Source organism: Bacillus sp. FSL K6-0255, assembly GCF_045040725.1.
Lineage (GTDB): Bacteria > Bacillota > Bacilli > Bacillales > Bacillaceae > Bacillus > Bacillus subtilis.
Genome location: NZ_CP150278.1, coordinates 2,878,330 through 2,895,952, shown reverse-complemented (window position 1 = coordinate 2,895,952; position 17,623 = coordinate 2,878,330). Strand labels below are relative to the sequence as shown.

The 17,623-nt window shown below is 44.5% G+C and carries 20 protein-coding genes; 19 read left to right on the top strand and 1 reads right to left on the bottom strand.

The window, feature by feature from the left end; all coding sequences use genetic code 11:
- The first annotated feature begins 26 nt into the window (after positions 1–26).
- The 7 genes from MHB62_RS15140 to MHB62_RS15110 all read left to right on the top strand — a co-directional run bounded on the left by MHB62_RS15140 (position 27) and on the right by MHB62_RS15110 (position 6,409).
- Positions 27–1,214 (top strand): acetate kinase, encoded by a 1,188-nt coding sequence (locus MHB62_RS15140; RefSeq protein ID WP_003223511.1) that lies wholly within the window; start codon positions 27–29, stop codon positions 1,212–1,214.
- Between the two features lie 84 nt (positions 1,215–1,298).
- Positions 1,299–1,811 (top strand): molybdenum cofactor biosynthesis protein B, encoded by a 513-nt coding sequence (locus tag MHB62_RS15135; RefSeq protein WP_003229354.1) that lies wholly within the window; start codon positions 1,299–1,301, stop codon positions 1,809–1,811.
- Between the two features lie 168 nt (positions 1,812–1,979).
- On the top strand, positions 1,980–3,191 hold the full coding sequence (locus MHB62_RS15130) for an argininosuccinate synthase (protein WP_003229357.1): 1,212 nt from the start codon (positions 1,980–1,982) through the stop codon (positions 3,189–3,191).
- The gene (argH, locus tag MHB62_RS15125; protein WP_032722343.1) at positions 3,188–4,573 is read left to right on the top strand and encodes an argininosuccinate lyase; all 1,386 of its coding nucleotides are present in this window, start codon (positions 3,188–3,190) and stop codon (positions 4,571–4,573) included. The genes MHB62_RS15130 and argH overlap by 4 nt, the downstream gene beginning before the upstream one ends.
- A gap of 61 nt (positions 4,574–4,634) precedes the next feature.
- The gene (locus MHB62_RS15120) at positions 4,635–4,769 is read left to right on the top strand and encodes a hypothetical protein (protein WP_004399018.1); all 135 of its coding nucleotides are present in this window, start codon (positions 4,635–4,637) and stop codon (positions 4,767–4,769) included.
- Between the two features lie 126 nt (positions 4,770–4,895).
- The gene (locus tag MHB62_RS15115) at positions 4,896–5,663 is read left to right on the top strand and encodes an SDR family oxidoreductase (protein ID WP_004398521.1); all 768 of its coding nucleotides are present in this window, start codon (positions 4,896–4,898) and stop codon (positions 5,661–5,663) included.
- Between the two features lie 62 nt (positions 5,664–5,725).
- Positions 5,726–6,409 (top strand): metal-dependent hydrolase, encoded by a 684-nt coding sequence (locus MHB62_RS15110; RefSeq protein ID WP_003245964.1) that lies wholly within the window; start codon positions 5,726–5,728, stop codon positions 6,407–6,409.
- 50 nt (positions 6,410–6,459) lie between these two features.
- On the opposite strand, the gene ytlI is transcribed toward MHB62_RS15110, so the two are convergent.
- Complete coding sequence (gene ytlI / locus MHB62_RS15105) at positions 6,460–7,386, bottom strand: LysR family transcriptional regulator YtlI (protein WP_032722342.1); 927 nt, start codon at positions 7,384–7,386, stop codon at positions 6,460–6,462.
- 152 nt (positions 7,387–7,538) lie between these two features.
- Here ytlI and snaA point away from each other — a divergent pair, with 152 nt between their 5' ends.
- The 12 genes from snaA to MHB62_RS15045 are packed head-to-tail and all read left to right on the top strand — an operon-like array spanning position 7,539 to position 17,528.
- Positions 7,539–8,075 (top strand): N-acetyltransferase SnaA, encoded by a 537-nt coding sequence (snaA, locus tag MHB62_RS15100; RefSeq protein WP_015251464.1) that lies wholly within the window; start codon positions 7,539–7,541, stop codon positions 8,073–8,075.
- A 13-nt stretch (positions 8,076–8,088) separates the two neighbouring features.
- Positions 8,089–8,898, top strand: coding sequence for a sulfur-containing amino acid ABC transporter substrate-binding protein TcyJ (gene tcyJ, locus MHB62_RS15095; protein ID WP_032722341.1), 810 nt, complete (start codon positions 8,089–8,091; stop codon positions 8,896–8,898).
- Between the two features lie 13 nt (positions 8,899–8,911).
- Positions 8,912–9,724 carry a sulfur-containing amino acid ABC transporter substrate-binding protein TcyK gene (gene tcyK, locus MHB62_RS15090; RefSeq protein ID WP_029726404.1) on the top strand — a complete coding sequence of 271 codons (813 nt, stop codon included), beginning with the start codon at positions 8,912–8,914 and terminating at the stop codon, positions 9,722–9,724.
- A 21-nt stretch (positions 9,725–9,745) separates the two neighbouring features.
- A complete protein-coding gene (tcyL, locus tag MHB62_RS15085) occupies positions 9,746–10,465 on the top strand; it encodes a sulfur-containing amino acid ABC transporter permease TcyL (RefSeq protein ID WP_004399112.1) in 720 nt (239 codons plus the stop codon).
- Positions 10,466–10,494: 29 nt separating this feature from the next.
- A complete protein-coding gene (gene tcyM, locus MHB62_RS15080; RefSeq protein ID WP_032722340.1) occupies positions 10,495–11,202 on the top strand; it encodes a sulfur-containing amino acid ABC transporter permease TcyM in 708 nt (235 codons plus the stop codon).
- Positions 11,199–11,978, top strand: a complete 780-nt coding sequence (gene tcyN, locus MHB62_RS15075) for a sulfur-containing amino-acid ABC transporter ATP-binding protein TcyN (RefSeq protein ID WP_004398701.1) — start codon at positions 11,199–11,201, stop codon at positions 11,976–11,978. The genes tcyM and tcyN overlap by 4 nt, the downstream gene beginning before the upstream one ends.
- Positions 11,975–12,979: an LLM class flavin-dependent oxidoreductase gene (locus MHB62_RS15070; RefSeq protein WP_032722339.1), complete on the top strand. Its 1,005-nt coding sequence runs from the start codon at positions 11,975–11,977 to the stop codon at positions 12,977–12,979. Before tcyN ends, MHB62_RS15070 begins: the two co-directional genes overlap by 4 nt.
- A gap of 14 nt (positions 12,980–12,993) precedes the next feature.
- On the top strand, positions 12,994–13,275 hold the full coding sequence (locus MHB62_RS15065) for a glutaredoxin family protein (RefSeq protein ID WP_019712897.1): 282 nt from the start codon (positions 12,994–12,996) through the stop codon (positions 13,273–13,275).
- Entirely contained in the window at positions 13,272–14,600 is a 1,329-nt protein-coding gene (locus tag MHB62_RS15060; RefSeq protein ID WP_032722338.1) for an LLM class flavin-dependent oxidoreductase, read from the top strand. Before MHB62_RS15065 ends, MHB62_RS15060 begins: the two co-directional genes overlap by 4 nt.
- A gap of 46 nt (positions 14,601–14,646) precedes the next feature.
- Positions 14,647–15,339 (top strand): RNA-binding riboflavin kinase RibR, encoded by a 693-nt coding sequence (ribR, locus tag MHB62_RS15055; protein ID WP_029318236.1) that lies wholly within the window; start codon positions 14,647–14,649, stop codon positions 15,337–15,339.
- A 17-nt stretch (positions 15,340–15,356) separates the two neighbouring features.
- Complete coding sequence (gene sndA, locus MHB62_RS15050; protein WP_032722337.1) at positions 15,357–16,607, top strand: S-alkyl-N-acetyl-metabolite deacetylase SndA; 1,251 nt, start codon at positions 15,357–15,359, stop codon at positions 16,605–16,607.
- 18 nt (positions 16,608–16,625) lie between these two features.
- Complete coding sequence (locus tag MHB62_RS15045) at positions 16,626–17,528, top strand: sulfite exporter TauE/SafE family protein (protein ID WP_015714506.1); 903 nt, start codon at positions 16,626–16,628, stop codon at positions 17,526–17,528.
- The last annotated feature ends 95 nt before the right edge of the window (positions 17,529–17,623 follow it).

Sequence of the window (17,623 nt, the reverse complement as noted above, 5' to 3'; positions counted from 1 at the left end):
ATACAGAGTATAAAGGAGCGTCAATCATGTCCAAAATTATTGCAATTAACGCAGGAAGCTCGTCTTTGAAATTTCAGCTTTTCGAAATGCCTTCAGAAACCGTTTTAACGAAGGGGTTAGTTGAACGAATCGGTATCGCCGACAGTGTATTCACAATTTCTGTGAACGGCGAAAAAAATACAGAAGTAACTGATATTCCGGATCATGCGGTAGCTGTTAAAATGCTGCTGAATAAGTTAACGGAATTCGGCATTATTAAAGACTTGAATGAAATTGACGGAATTGGCCATCGTGTCGTTCACGGCGGAGAAAAATTCAGCGATTCTGTTTTATTAACGGATGAAACCATTAAGGAAATCGAAGATATTTCTGAATTGGCACCGCTTCACAATCCGGCAAATATCGTTGGAATTAAAGCGTTCAAAGAAGTGCTTCCAAATGTTCCTGCGGTAGCTGTATTTGATACAGCATTCCACCAAACAATGCCTGAGCAGTCTTACCTTTACAGCTTGCCGTATGAATACTATGAAAAATTCGGCATACGTAAATACGGCTTCCACGGCACTTCACATAAATATGTAACTGAGCGTGCGGCAGAGCTTCTCGGCCGTCCGTTAAAAGACTTGCGCCTGATTTCCTGCCACCTTGGAAACGGAGCAAGTATTGCCGCTGTTGAAGGCGGAAAATCTATTGACACATCCATGGGCTTTACGCCGCTTGCCGGTGTAGCAATGGGCACACGCTCTGGAAACATCGACCCTGCCCTGATCCCATACATCATGGAGAAAACAGGCCAAACGGCTGACGAAGTACTGAATACATTAAACAAAAAAAGCGGACTGCTCGGCATTTCCGGTTTCTCAAGCGATCTTCGTGACATCGTTGAAGCAACGAAAGAAGGAAATGAGCGCGCGGAAACGGCTCTTGAAGTATTCGCAAGCAGAATCCACAAATACATCGGTTCTTACGCTGCAAGAATGAGCGGTGTCGATGCGATCATCTTTACTGCCGGTATCGGTGAAAACAGTGTGGAAGTCAGAGAACGCGTTCTTCGCGGTTTAGAATTCATGGGCGTATACTGGGATCCTGCGCTTAATAACGTGCGCGGCGAGGAAGCTTTCATCAGCTATCCGCATTCTCCAGTAAAAGTCATGATCATTCCGACTGATGAAGAAGTCATGATTGCGCGCGACGTTGTTCGTTTAGCAAAATAAATCGCATGAAAGCACATTCTCTTGAATGTGCTTTTTTGTTGATGCATGATAGTGACAGACAGAAAACATAAAAGAGGTGGGCCAATGAGCGTTCAAGAGCATAAACAAGAAGCTCCCGATATCGTTCGGTGCAAAGTGATTACTGTCAGTGACACGAGGACAGAGGAAACCGATAAAAGCGGCAAGCTGATGATCTCATTTTTAGAAGAAGCTGGTCATCATATTGCTGCATATGAAATTGTAAAAGACGAAAAGGATGCTTTGCAGCGGTCAGTGCTTGCGGGCTGCATGGATGAACAGACAGACGCGGTACTCTTAAACGGAGGGACAGGCATAGCAGATCGGGATGTCACAATTGAAGCCATAACGCCGCTGTTTTCGAAAGAACTGCCGGGCTTTGGAGAAATATTTAGGATGCTGAGTTATACAGAGGATATCGGCTCTGCCGCAATCATGTCGAGAGCAACTGCCGGCGTCATTCAGCATACCGCTGTTTTCTCAACGCCAGGCTCAAGCGGCGCAGTAAAGCTGGCAATGAATAAGCTGATTATTCCCGAACTTGCACATGTGGTCAGAGAAATCAGAAAAGACAAGTAAATGAATAAATACTATGAAACTTCACCTGAAATTTAGGTGAAGTTTTTTTATAAAAGGCTTGAAAAAACGAAACGTACTTGTTAAAGTGTATACATACAAAATGTATTTTTATTAAATATAATTTATTTTTATACAAAATAGAAACACGGTTGAGAGGGGATTTTTATCATGTCAGAACAGAAAAAAGTCGTATTAGCATACTCAGGAGGTCTTGATACTTCCGTCGCAATAAAATGGCTTCAGGAGCAAGGATATAATGTTATCGCCTGCTGCCTGGATGTCGGTGAGGGCAAAGATTTGGCATTTGTTCAGCAGAAAGCGCTTGAAGTCGGCGCGACAAACTCCTACGTGATCGATGCAAAAGAAGAATTTGCACAGGATTACGCGCTTATCTCTTTGCAGGCCCACACAATGTATGAAGGAAAATACCCGCTTGTTTCGGCATTATCTCGACCGCTGATCGCGAAAAAACTGGTTGAAATTGCGGAAAAAGAAGATGCACAGGCGATTGCCCACGGATGCACAGGGAAAGGAAATGACCAGGTTCGTTTCGAAGTCTCCATTAAATCATTAAACCCTGACCTTGAAGTCATCGCGCCGGTTCGCGAATGGCAGTGGTCACGTGAAGAAGAAATTGAATATGCGGCTAGCCGCGGCATTCCGATTCCGATCAATCTTGACAGCCCGTATTCTATCGACCAAAACCTCTGGGGACGCGCCAATGAGTGCGGCATTTTAGAAGATCCATGGGCGGCGCCGCCAGAAGGTGCATACGATTTAACAGCTCCGCTGGAAAAAACGCCGGACACGCCGGAAGTGATTGAAATTGCATTTGAACAAGGCGTGCCTGTCTCCATTGACGGTGTTTCCTACTCGCTTTCTGAGCTGATCTTGAAGCTGAATGAAATGGCGGGCGCGCACGGTGTCGGACGTATCGACCACGTGGAAAACCGCCTCGTCGGCATTAAATCCCGGGAAGTATACGAATGCCCTGGTGCGATGACACTGATCAAAGCGCATAAAGAATTAGAAGATTTGACACTGGTGAAAGAGGTAGCCCACTTTAAACCGATCATCGAGCAAAAAATGTCAGAGATCATTTACAACGGCTTATGGTTCTCGCCGTTAAAAGATGCGCTGCACGCTTTCTTAAAAGAAACGCAAAAGCATGTCACAGGCATTGTCCGCGTGAAGCTGTTTAAAGGCCATGCAATTGTAGAAGGACGTAAATCAGAATACTCTCTATATGATGAAAAACTTGCAACATATACAAAAGACGATGCATTTGATCACCATGCAGCAATCGGATTTATCGAGCTTTGGGGACTTCCGACAAAAGTGAACAGCATCGTGAAAAAGAAGGAGCAGATTAAAGCATGAAGAAGCTTTGGGGAGGCCGATTTCAAAAAACACCGGAAAAATGGGTCGACGAGTTCGGCGCGTCCATATCATTTGACCAAAATTTAGTTGCTGAAGACATTACAGGGTCTCTCGCGCATGCTGCCATGCTGAAAAAATGCGGTATTCTGACAGCAGAAGAAGAGCTGAAAATCCGAGAGGGCCTGAATACCCTTTTGCAAAAAGCAAAGGAGGGAGCATTGGAATTCTCAGTCGATTATGAGGATATTCATTTGAACATTGAGAAAATGCTCATTGACGAAATCGGTCCTCTTGGCGGCAAGCTGCATACCGGCAGAAGCCGGAATGACCAGGTGGCGACTGACATGCATTTATACTTGAAGAATCATGTCGGCCACATCATCGAGCTGATTGAGGCATTCCAAAGTACGCTGATTGAAAAGGCGGAAGCGAACGTTGAAACGATTCTGCCGGGCTACACACATTTGCAGCGCGCCCAGCCGATTTCATTCGCTCACCATCTGCTTGCGTATTTCTGGATGCTTGAGCGCGACAAGGAGCGTTTTCAGGATTCAATGAAGCGGATTAACAAATCTCCGCTCGGCTGCGGGGCGCTCGCGGGAACAACCTTCCCAATTGACCGTGATTATTCAGCAGAGCTGCTCGGCTTTGATTCCATTTATGAAAACAGCTTGGACGGCGTCAGCGACAGAGACTTCATTTTGGAGTTTTTAAGCAACAGCAGTATGCTGATGATGCACCTATCCCGTTTCTCTGAAGAAATCATTTTATGGTGCTCGCAGGAGTTTAAATTCATCGAGCTTGACGATACGTACGCAACAGGAAGCAGCATGATGCCGCAAAAGAAAAACCCTGATATGGCGGAGCTGATCCGCGGCAAAACAGGGCGCGTATACGGCGATATGATGGGTCTGTTTACGATCATGAAAGGACTTCCGCTCGCTTACAACAAAGATCTGCAGGAAGACAAAGAGGGCATGTTTGACACGGTGAAAACGGTGGAGGGCAGCCTGCAAATCTTCACAGGCATGATCCAAACAATGACTGTAAACAAAGACGTCATGAAGCAAGCAACAAAACAAGACTTTTCAAACGCGACGGAACTGGCCGATTATTTAGCTAAAAAAGGAATGCCGTTCAGAGAAGCGCATGAAGTGGTCGGGAAACTTGTGTACACATGCATCGAAAGAGGGATCTATTTAAGCGATATGCCGTTTGGCGAGTTTCAGCAGGCGAGCACACTATTCGAAGAAGATATTTACACTGTGTTAGACCCTTACTACGCAGTTGAAAAAAGAATGAGCGCCGGGGGCACCGGATTCAAACAGGTGGAACAGGCGCTTGAAAAAGCGAAAGCTTGCGTGGCAGCAGGAGTTTGTTAAAATTTCCTTCATAAAATCCCGTCATTATAGCCAACCTACCTCTATAATGATGGGAGGCAGAATGATGAAAAAAGAACCGGAACGCTATATTTATGATGAACAAGAAAGCCAGGAGACAACAAGGCTCATTTCAGAAGCATATCAAAGCGGTTATGTCGATATGCCTGATCAGGAGTCTTCATCTCCTGCAGAATAAGCTGTCTGTACAGGCAGCTTTTTTTGTATGCCAAAGTGTAAAAAGTGATATTGCAAGCCTTTTATAGTAAAGTAGAAGAAGAAACACTTTATTGAAAGCGGCGACGTTGCTTTGGGAGGTATTCATGTGCGACATGCTTTAATTACTGCCGGTTCGAAGGGTTTAGGCCGCAAAGTGACTGAAACGTTGCTTGCAAAGGGGTATTCAGTAACAGTCAATTACAGACAGGATGAGGAGGCAGTCAGCCGCCTGAAGGAAGCCTGTCCCGATTGTCTTGACCGGCTGCAATTTGTAAAAGGTGATGTCACCAAAAAAGAAGATCTGCTGCGTATTGCAGAGGCTGCCTTAAACCGCTTCGGAAGGATCGACTTTTTGATTAACAACGCGGGACCATACATATTTGAACGTAAAAAGTTAGCCGATTATACTGATGATGAATGGTATGGCATGCTGGAAGGAAATTTAAGCGCCGTCTTTCATTTATTCAAAGCGGTTATTCCTATTATGAGAAAACAGCAATTTGGACGCATCATTACGTACGGATTCCAAGGTGCGGCTCACGCGCCCGGCTGGCTTCACCGATCGGCATTTGGCGCTGCGAAAGTGGGCTTGGCTTCTTTGACGAAGACAATTGCCATTGAAGAAGCCGAATTCGGCATAACCGCCAACATGGTTTGCCCGGGAGACATTGTCGGCGACATGAAAGAAGCATCGATAGAGGAAGCCAGAATGCGAATCGGCAAAGAAAAAACGCCGATAGGAAGATCCGGTACAGGCGAGGATATCGCCCGGATTATCGCTTTCTTGTGTGAGGAGAACTCAGACCTTGTAACAGGGACTGTCATTGAAGCCACCGGAGGCCTCAATGTTATTAACAAGAATCAAACAACATAAGTTTTTCAGCTTTTTAAAAAGGGAAAATAAAAAAATCAAAATCATGTGACGAGGTGAAAGAAATGAAAGTGACATATCACGGACATTCTGTAATCACAGTGGAAACGAAGGACCATCATATTATTTTTGATCCGTTTTTAACAGGGAATTCATTAACGGATATAAAGCCGGAGGATGTAAAAGCGGATGTCATCTTACTAACGCACGGCCACAATGACCATGTCGGTGATACTGAACAAATCGCCAAGCAAAATAACGCGTTAGTTATAGCCCCAAACGAGCTCGCTGTGTACTTAGGCTGGAAAGGCTTGAATGTTCATCCAATGCATATTGGCGGCTCCCGCCAGTTCGATTTTGGAAAAGTGAAGCTCACACAGGCCTTTCATGGATCAGCCATCACAGATGAAGAAAACAAAACGATCACTTACACAGGCATGCCTGCCGGTATTTTGCTGACTGTAGAAGATAAAACGATTTTCCACGCGGGCGATACGGCTCTTTTCTCTGATATGAAACTCATTGGCGAATTGAATCATATCGACCTTGCTTTCCTTCCGATTGGCGATAACTTTACGATGGGGCCTGAAGACGCCAAGCTTGCTGCTGAATGGCTGCGCGCAAAACAGGTCGTGCCGGTGCATTACAATACATTCCCGGTCATCGAACAAGACCCAGAAGCATTCGCTGACAGCCTGCCGGGCGGAGTCGGCAAAGTCATGTCGGTCGGTGAGACGATCGAGCTTTAAACCGTGAAACCATCTCCTGATGAATCAGGAGGTGGTTTTTATTTTTTCAGTTATCCTGTAATGGTCTTATCAGAGGTTCCTTCCAATTCTTTGCTGCGCTGCTGAAAACGTTTGGTTATCCGGGCGATCAAGTCCTTCGTGGCGCGGTCAAAATGAACTTCTTTTTGATTTGTCAACAGCCCTATGGGCGGGCTGATATCCAGGTTCAGAATTGGAATAACTTTAGTGCCGTTGAACGGTTTAGAATGTGCGGTGCTGGTAAAGATTGAAATTCCGATGTTTTCACGAACGTAATATTCATGTGACATGCTGCTTGTGAGCTCCATTTTTTTGTAGCGATTCCCGAGTTCTCTATGTAAGTGCTGTTCAATTTGTAAGCGAATGGGGCAATTGGCGGGCGTAAATATGAAGCGCTCTTCTGCTAAATCAGACAAATGGACAGCCTTCTTCTCAGCGAGCGGATGTTGATCAGATACAATCACATTTAATGTGTCATAAAAAAATGGATGGTAGTAATTTTCAAGAATCAGCTCCGGCTCGCCGCAGACTGCAAAATCAATCGTCCCGTCTAAGAGCTTTTGACTGCAGGTATTGGCGTCATCAACCTTGATATTAACTGTTATCTTTGGGTAATCCTTTAAGAAATTCTTTAAAATCTCGGGGAATATCAGACTGGCGGTTGGCTCTGAAACCCCTATGTTGATAATGCCTGCCTCTTCTTCTTTTAAGTCGGAGAGGTTGTGTTTAAGCGCCTCGTATTGTATCAAAAGATCTCCTGTTCGTTCATAAAAAAGTTTCCCTGCTTTTGTCAACTGCAGGCTTTTTCCTCTTTCAAACAGCAGTACGCCTAAATCCTGCTCCAATTGCTTCATACGCATCGATATCGTCGGCTGCGAGTAGTTGAGTATTTCTGCAGCTTTATAGAAGCTTCCAAATTTTACAATCGTATGAAACGTTTTGATTGAGCGTAACTCCAATGTGCTCCCTCCTGTTTTTCATCATTAAAATTACTGAAGTGAAGGTTTACTTTTTTTGATTAGTCAAAGATCAGAGTATGCTTTATAGTATAAACAATAAAAGCTTAGTAAACAAATAGGAATTATATATTTTGTGAAGAGGAGTGACAAAAATGAGTGAGGATATTTTTCGACTGGCAACTGTTGAAGATGCATCGGAGCTGTTGAAACTGGTTAACAGCGCATTTCAGCCCATTCGGCAGCTGGATATTGATTGGCCATCCACGAGAGCTGATATCCAAATGGTATCAGAAAATATTGAACATCATTCAGCGATTGTGCTGGAGCGGGATGGGAAGCTGATTTCAACGATTACAATCAGGTTCCCGTGGGAGAGTGAGACGCCTCCTTCAAAATATCCGTTTGTATGGTGGTTTGCGACACTGCCGGAATATAAAGGGCAAGGCGCCGGAAGTAAGCTGCTTACGTATGTTGAAGAAAAAGTGCTTCGAGATATGCTGAAGGCTCCTGCGCTGACACTCGGCACATCCGCGCGCAAGCATCCTTGGCTTGCTGACATGTACAGAAGGAGAGGGTATGAAGTGTATTTTGAGCAGGAAAAAGACGGGGACATAGGTGTGATGATGCACAAGGTTCTGATTCCGGAACGATTTAACCCAACGCTTTTAGGTGCGCCCAGCTGGGCATGATGTGAGGCAGCCTATGAATAAGCGTAAAGGATTGGTTTTGCTGCTGTCAGTGTTTGCATTACTTGGCGGGGGATGTTCGCAAACAAATAACAAAACAGATCGTCAGGCTCAAACAGTCATAATCGGCACTGGAACAGATTTTCCGAATATTGCGTTTTTAAATGAAAAAGGCGATTTGACCGGGTATGACATTGAAGTGATGAAAGCCATCGATAAGGAGTTGCCTCAATATACATTTGAATTTAAAACGATGGATTTCTCAAATTTGCTGACGAGTCTCGGAAATAAAAAAATTGATGTGATTGCGCACAATATGGCCAAAAATAAAGAACGAGAAAAGCGTTTTTTGTATCATAAAGTCCCATATAACTACTCGCCGATGTACATCACGGTGAAAGAGGATAATCACAAGATTCATACATTAAAAGACTTACACGGAAAAACAGTCATAGTTGGCGCCACGTCAAATGCGGCAGATTATATTACAAAGTACAACAAAACGCACGGCAGCCCGATTCATTTGAAATATGCGGGACAGGGAAGCAATGACACCGCCAATCAAATTGAAACCGGGCGCGCAGATGCAACGATAGCTACACCGTTTGCCGTCGATTTTCAGAATAAAACGCACGCCTTCCGCCAAAAGACAGTCGGTGACGTGTTATTAGATACCGAGGTGTACTTTATGTTTAATAAAGGCAGCCAAACCTTGGCGGATGACACGGATCAAGCGATTAAAAAGCTGGAGAAAAACGGAACGCTAAAAAAACTAAGCCGAAAATGGCTCGGGGCAGATTATTCAAAATCAAGTTTTGAAAAATAAATGGGGCGATGAGATGAAAACGAAAGCAGCATTCATGGCAATATTATTTTCGCTTATAACAGTTCTGTCAGCTTGCGGTGCAGGCAGTCAAACGACGGGAGCCGGGCAAAAGAAGGTACAGACGATCACGGTCGGAACTGGAACCCAATTTCCGAATATTTGCTTTATCGATGAAAAAGGCGATTTAACCGGTTATGATGTCGAACTGATCAAAGAGCTTGATAAGCGCCTGCCACATTATAAATTCACATTTAAAACGATGGAATTTTCCAACCTGCTTGTCAGCCTCGGACAGCATAAAGTCGATATCGTGGCACATCAAATGGAGAAAAGCAAAGAGCGTGAGAAAAAATTTCTGTTTAACAAGGTTGCTTACAACCATTTTCCTTTAAAAATTACTGTGCTTCAAAATAACGATACGATCCGTGGAATTGAAGACTTAAAAGGAAAACGGGTGATTACGAGTGCAACCTCCAACGGAGCGCTTGTACTGAAAAAATGGAATGAGGATAATGGACGGCCGTTTGAGATTGCCTATGAGGGCCAAGGCGCAAATGAGACTGCGAATCAGCTGAAATCGGGGCGTGCGGACGCAACGATCTCAACGCCTTTTGCAGTAGACTTTCAAAACAAGACGAGCGCTATTAAAGAAAAAACCGTCGGTCATGTGCTTTCAAATGCCAAAGTGTATTTTATGTTTAACAAAAATGAACAAACGTTAAGTGACGATATTGATAAAGCCTTACAGGAAATCATTGATGACGGAACGCTGAAAAAACTCAGTTTAAAATGGCTTGGTGACGACTATTCCAAAGAGCAGTATTAGGTGAAAAGAGAGGGAGCAGTGATGGAAAAAGCGTTTGATATGAACATGATTGGAGATTTTGTGCCGACGTTAACCGCTTATTTACCGGTTACATTATACATTTTAACACTGTCCTTGCTTTTCGGTTTTGTATTAGGACTCTTTCTGGCACTGCCCCGCATCTACAATATTCCAATTGTAAATCAATTGGCAAAAGTGTATATCTCATTTTTCAGGGGAACGCCTATCATGGTGCAGCTTTTCATCGTGTTTTACGGAATCCCGGCGCTTACGGGGCTTATCGGGATTGATACATCAAAAATGGACCCGTTTTATGCTGCTGTCGCAACCTACGCGTTAAGCAATGCAGCGGCAGCCGCAGAAATCATTCGAGCGGGGGTGGGCAGTGTAGATAAAGGCCAAACGGAAGCGGCGTACAGTATTGGCTTAAGCGGTAGTCAGGCCTTCAGGCGAATCGTTCTGCCCCAGGCACTTGTCCAGGCATTTCCGAATATGGGAAACATGGTGATCAGTTCTTTAAAAGATACATCTCTAGCTTTTTCAATAGGTGTTATGGATATGTCCGGAAGGGGCCAAACACTGATTACCTCAAGCAACCATTCTCTTGAAGTTTACATTGCGCTATCGATTGTTTATTATGCTGTTGCAGTTTTATTCGAATGGTTCTTTCGAGTGGCAGAAAAACGAATCAAGAAGAATCAAACAAGGATTGTTACTGTTTTTGACATGAACATACATTGATATATTTCTTCGGATGAGGGGGGAGAAGATTGCAATTTGACTTTCCATTTATCGTTTCCGCCATGAAAGAAATGGTAAAGACCATTCCTCTGACATTGATGATGGCTGTTTTGCCGATTGTGTTTGGATTTCTCGTGGCTCTTGGAAATATAATTGTTAGAATTTTTAGAATTAAGGGCTTGGTGGCTTGCTCAAGGTTTTATGTGTCTTTCTTTCGAAGTACACCTGCAATCCTTCACATTATGTTGATTTATTTAGGGATACCTCCTGTTGCAGATCAAGTCAGCAGTTTTTTTCATCTCGGCTGGTCCGCCAATGAGATACCGGTCTCCATGTTTGTCATCATGGCCTTGTCTTTAACTGCCGGAGCTTATCTCACAGAAATCATCCGGTCAGGCATTCTGGCGATGGATACCGGACAGGTCGAAGCGGCTTATTCAATCGGCTTGACACACAGCCAAACCTTTCGGCGTGTAATATTGCCGCAGGCGCTGATGGTTTCCATCCCAAACTTCACAAATTTGGGTATCGGCTTTTTGCATACCACCTCTATCGCGGCTATAGTGGCTGTCCCAGAGATTACAGGGACGGCGACTATCGTTGCTTCTGATAATTATGCATTTTTAGAAGCGTTTATCGGAGCAGCGATTATCTATTGGGTGCTGACTCTAATCCTAGAATCCGCAAATGGAGTATTAGAGAGAAAGGCAGCCAGATTTCAAGGAGGCACTTTATGATTGAGATTAAAAATATCCATAAACAGTTTGGCATCCACCATGTATTAAAAGGGATAAATCTCACGGTACGCAAGGGAGAAGTTGTGACGATTATCGGGCCGAGCGGATCAGGGAAAACCACCTTTTTACGGTGCCTGAATTTATTAGAACGTCCAGACGAAGGGATTATTTCTATACATGACAAAGTGATTAATTGCCGCTTTCCGTCCAAAAAAGAGGTTCACTGGCTCAGAAAACAGACGGCAATGGTATTTCAGCAATACCACCTGTTTGCTCACAAAACGGTGATTGAAAATGTCATGGAGGGCTTGACGATTGCCCGGAAAATGAGAAAACAAGACGCGTATGCCGTAGCGGAAAATGAACTGAGAAAGGTCGGGCTTCAAGATAAATTGAACGCTTATCCGAGTCAGTTATCGGGAGGACAAAAGCAGAGGGTAGGGATAGCAAGGGCGCTTGCCATTCATCCTGATGTGCTGCTGTTCGATGAGCCGACGGCAGCGCTTGACCCGGAGCTGGTCGGTGAAGTGCTGGAGGTAATGCTGGAAATCGTGAAAACCGGAGCCACCATGATTGTTGTTACACATGAAATGGAGTTTGCAAGAAGGGTCTCTGATCAAGTTGTTTTTATGGATGAAGGAGTCATTGTTGAACAAGGAACCCCGGAGGAAGTCTTCCGCCATACCAAAAAAGACAGAACGAGGCAGTTTCTCCGCCGTGTTTCGCCGGAATATTTATTTGAACCAAAAGAACACATAAAGGAGCCGGTGATATGATCCGCTTAAGTATTTTAGACCAAAGCTTGATTGGTGAAGGGGAGACAGCAGCTGATACATTACAGCATACAGTGAACTTGGCACAAATGGCTGAAGAGTGTGGATATCACCGATTTTGGGTGGCCGAACATCACAACAATGATGAGATTGCAGGGTCTGCACCCGAGGTTCTTTTAGGCTATCTTGCTGCAAGCACAAGAAAAATTCGTTTAGCATCAGGCGGAGTGATGCTGCAGCATTACAGCTCTTATAAAGTAGCGGAGCAATTCCATCTTCTATCAGCGTTAGCTCCCGGCCGTATAGATCTTGGAGTGGGCAAAGCGCCCGGCGGGTTTCAGCTGTCCACAGACGCGCTGCAGGCCGAATATAAAAAACCGGTGCGTCAGTTTGATGAAAAACTGGAGGAGCTTACTCATTTCGTTCGGGATGATTTTCCTGATACCCACCGCTATGCCGCATTGCGTCCTAGGCCGCAGGTTGATCAGAAGCCGGGTATTTTTCTATTGGGAGGAAGCGCAGAGAGTGCCATTTCGGCTGCAAAACTGGGAATCTCTTTTGTCTTTGCTTACTTTATTAACGGTGAAGAGGAAGTGCTGAAGGAAGCCCGCCGAGCATTTGACGCGCATCTCCCGCCAGGATCTGAGGCTGAATTTCATCTTGCCCCCGCTGTTTTTGCGGCACATACAAAAGAAGAAGCGGAAAAACATATTGTGTCGCGTGAATCGATAAAAGTGGATTTGAAAGACGGGCGTAAGGTCAACGTCGGTTCCCGCGAACAGGCTGAGGCCTATCTGGAAAACGTCACAGAGCCCTATGACATCATCGTGCAAAAAACCGGGATTATTGCCGGAACAAAGGAAGAAGTGGCAGAAGAATTAACACGTTTATCAGGCACATACAAAATCAATGATTTTGTTATTTTTACACCTATCAAAAATGCTGAAGAAAAACAGCTGTCTTATCAGCTGCTGAGCGATGCAGTTTTAGCTGCAAAACGTTAAGGAGGGACAGAAGAATGAGTGATGTTTTGAACATTGTGGTTTGGAGTAAAAAAGGCTGTTCGTATTGTGAGGAAGTCAAGAATTATTTGAATGAAAAAGGGTTCCCGTTCCAAAATATCGATGTTTCAGAGAAAGAGGAACTTCGAGATATTTTACAGGCGAAATATGGGGTACGCCATGTGCCTGTGGTCGAAATCGGGCGCGGCAATCACTATCAAGGGATAACTGAAATCGGCATTGAACACCTTGATCTTGCACTTGCTAATCATGCACAGATAAAGGAGGCAAAAAGATGACACGTTCAGATTTTATTCAGTTTGGAGCCATGATTCACGGTGTCGGGGGAACAACTGACGGCTGGCGTCATCCCGATGTTGATCCCTCGGCCAGCACGAATATTGAATTTTACATGAAAAAGGCGCAAACAGCTGAAAAAGGTTTGTTTAGTTTTATTTTCATTGCAGACGGCTTATTTATTTCTGAAAAATCAATTCCTCATTTTTTAAACCGTTTTGAACCGATCACCATTTTATCTGCGCTGGCATCGGTTACCAAAAATATTGGTTTAGTAGGGACGTTCTCTACATCTTTTACTGAGCCATTCACTATCTCCAGACAATTAATGTCGCTGGACCATATCAGCGGGGGCAGGGCCGGCTGGAATCTGGTTACTTCGCCGCAGGAAGGGGCGGCGCGCAATCATAGTAAGTCCAATCTGCCAGAACACACTGAACGTTACGAAATCGCGCAGGAGCATTTGGATGTTGTGCGCGGGCTGTGGAATTCCTGGGAGCATGACGCATTTATACACAATAAGAAAACAGGGCAGTTTTTCGATCCGGCGAAGCTTCATCGCCTGAATCATAAAGGAAAGTATTTTCAAGTAGAGGGGCCCTTGAATATCGGGCGCTCTAAGCAGGGAGAGCCTGTAGTGTTTCAAGCGGGCTCATCAGAAACAGGCCGGCAGTTTGCTGCTAAAAATGCGGATGCGATTTTTACCCATTCCAATTCATTAGAAGAGACAAAAGCGTTTTATGCGGATGTGAAAAGGCGAGCTGCTGATGAAGGGCGTGATCCTTCAAGTGTGCGGATTTTTCCAGGAATCAGCCCGATTGTGGCAGATACGGAAGAAGAGGCGGAAAAGAAGTATCGTGAATTTGCAGAATTGATACCGATTGAAAATGCTGTTACTTATTTGGCTCGTTTTTTTGATGATTATGATCTGAGTGTTTACCCGTTGGATGAGCCATTTCCCGATATTGGCGATGTGGGAAAGAATGCGTTTCAAAGCACAACAGACCGGATTAAGAGAGAAGCAAAAGCCAGAAATCTGACATTGCGGGAGGTAGCACAGGAAATGGCTTTTCCACGGACTCTATTCATCGGAACACCAGAGCGTGTCGCATCCTTAATTGAAACTTGGTTCAACGCTGAGGCGGCGGATGGGTTTATCATTGGGTCGGATATACCGGGTACACTTGATGCTTTTGTAGAAAAGGTGATTCCGATTCTTCAAGAAAGAGGGCTTTATCGTCAAGATTATCGCGGCAGGACCTTGCGGGAAAATCTCGGCCTTGGCATTCCGCAGCATCAATCCGTTTTACATTCATCACATCAATAGGTTTCGTCTGATCGAATGCGGAAGCTGAGAGGGGAGGCTGACTTTTTTGACGATCATTGCCGGTACGGTTGTGAAAGGAAAACAATTAGGCAGAAAGCTTGGATTCCCCACGGCAAATGTAGATGCAAAAATGCATGGGCTGCGTAATGGAGTTTATGGGGTTCTGGCGACAGTCAATCACCAATTTCATTTAGGGGTTATGAATATCGGTGTGAAACCGACGGTGGGCTCTAACCTTAAAAGGACATTGGAGATTTTTTTGTTTGACTTTCATAGAGACATCTATGGAGAAAAAATCGAATGCAGCATTCTCTTTAAAATTAGAGAAGAAAGAAGGTTTGATTCTTTGGAGTCTTTAACAAAGCAAATTAAAAAGGATATTTCGTGCGTTGCAAAACGCTTTGAGCTGATTGGGATTATGGCACCGAACAAAAAAGAAAGCCTGCTTTCCCATCAGGAGTTAAATCTTCCGGATCTCTGCTTTTACAAGAAATGTAACAACCTATATGGCGTCAACCGAGGCGTATACAATGTCATTGATAACTGGTTTTTTGAGTACGGAATTACACAAGTAGCTTACAGGCGCATTTATATTTTATCTTTTTTAAGCTTTTTGAAAGAAGATAATCCGAAAGTTTCCAGCAAGTATATAAGATTTGGGGCGGGCGGTCTTGCTGATAAATTGAACCGATTTATTTCATCTTATGTTGAAGAGTCTGAAGAAAATATATTGGGATAGGGAAAGGAGCGGAACATATGTCTTTGGATTATTGGAGAAATATAGAAGGCTCCTATCCATATCAGACTACAGGAAATGACATCCTGACGTTGAAAGAGGAGTCTAATCCCGTAAATCTCTCAACGCTAGAAAAGCAGCTCATCGGCATTCGCCGGCACCTGCACCAATATCCTGAACTGTCAAAAGAAGAATTTGAAACAACTGCTTTTATAAAAAAATGCCTTAAAGAAAAGGGGATACAGATTCGCCCTACTGCTCTAAAAACGGGTGTGTTCGCAGACATAGCAGGGGAGTCAGAAGGTCCGGCGATTGCTTTGAGGGCTGATATTGACGCCTTGCCAATTGAAGAAAAAACAGGATTGCCTTATGCGTCTAAACATAAAGGGATCATGCATGCGTGCGGTCATGATTTTCATACGGCAGCGCTTCTTGGTGCGGCCTTTTTATTGAAGGAAAATCAAGACAGTCTGAAAGGGAAGATTCGTTTATTATTTCAGCCAGCAGAGGAAGCGGGTGCAGGCGCTGCAAAAGTGATAGAGGACGGCCAACTGGATGGCATTGATGCGGTTATTGGCCTTCATAATAAACCGGATATCGCGGTTGGGACTGTAGGGTTAAAAACAGGCCCGCTTATGGCTGCTGTTGACCGATTTAAAGTAGAGATAGAAGGGAAAGGTGCTCATGCAGCATTGCCGCATAATGGTTTTGATCCAATTGTCGGCGCCTCTCAGCTTATTGTCGCCCTGCAAACGATTGTAAGCAGAAATGTAAACCCGCTGCAAAGCGCGATTTTAACCATAGGGAAAATCAACGGCGGCAGCACTTGGAATGTCATTCCGGATACAGTGGTCATTGAGGGCACTGTTCGTACATTTGATTCAGAGGTTCGTAATCAAGTGAAACAGCGTTTTTTTGCAGTCACAGAGCAGATTTCTGCCGCTTTCTCGTTAAAGGCAAATGTGAAGTGGCATTCCGGACCGCCGCCGCTTTGTAATGATGAGGCAATTACGGGGCTGGTGCGAGACGCTGCGCATAAAGCGAAACTTCAAGTCATTGATCCCGCCCCATCAACCGCGGGGGAAGATTTTGCTTATTATCTTGAGCATATTCCGGGATCCTTTGCGTTTTTTGGAACAGACGGTGATCATGATTGGCACCACCCTGCATTTACAATTGATGAAACTGCCATTATCAAAGCCTCTTATTTTTTATATGAAAGCGCCAAGAGATTGTTAGATTCGAATGAAGAGTCAAAAATATCTGATTGATATAGATGGGGTGTTCTGATGAAGAAATTAATCGTTTTTGCATTTATTGGTTTATTGTCGCAGTTAATAGACGGTTCGTTAGGTATGGCTTATGGGGTTACCTCAACTTCTTTGTTATTGGCGTTTGGCATCACACCTGCTGTGGCTTCGGCTTCTGTCCATTTAGCGGAAGTCGTAACGACTGCCGCATCGGGAGTGTCGCATATTAAATTTGGCAATGTTGACAAACAAACCGTTTATCAGCTTGTCATTCCCGGCTCTATAGGCGCTTTTTTAGGCGCGGCATTCCTCAGCCAATTACCTGGAGATGTGGCGAAACCCTATATTTCTTTGTTTTTGCTCCTTCTGGGCGGATATGTATTGATCAGGTTTTTATTTCAATATAAGCCGGCTCTTGAGAAGAAGCATGTGCCGTTAAACCGAAAACAATCCATCCCATTGGGAGTGATCGCTGGTTTTGCAGATGCCACAGGCGGAGGCGGCTGGGGACCGGTGACCACTCCGATTTTATTATCCCGCAAAGGCTTGAGCCCGAGGAAAGTTGTCGGGACTGTAGACACAAGTGAATTTGCCATCGCCGTATCTGCAACCGCCGGTTTTCTTATTTCATTAGGATGGGAGGACGTCAATTGGTTATGGGTGTTTTCACTAATGGCCGGCGGAATTATCGCTGCCCCTATCGCAGCATGGCTGGTGCAGAAGTTTCATCCGCAATTGATGGGTGTGCTTGTAGGAGGATTTATTATTCTGGTAAATGCCAGAACATTAATAAATGAATGGATCGCAAACAAAGCTGTTTATCCATTGATCTATACGGCCATAGGGGCGATATGGCTATTTGCAGTTTTATTTGTTTTATCTAAAATAGGGAATCGAAATATTGTTAAGACAGCGGTTGATGTCCATTTAAAAGAAAAATAAAGGTTTTTCCGCTTTACGATGTAAAAGGAGCCACGGGGTCCTTGCGCTTGACTGGGACGAAATCAACGCTGTAAGAAGCCGGTCGGGCTTCTTTT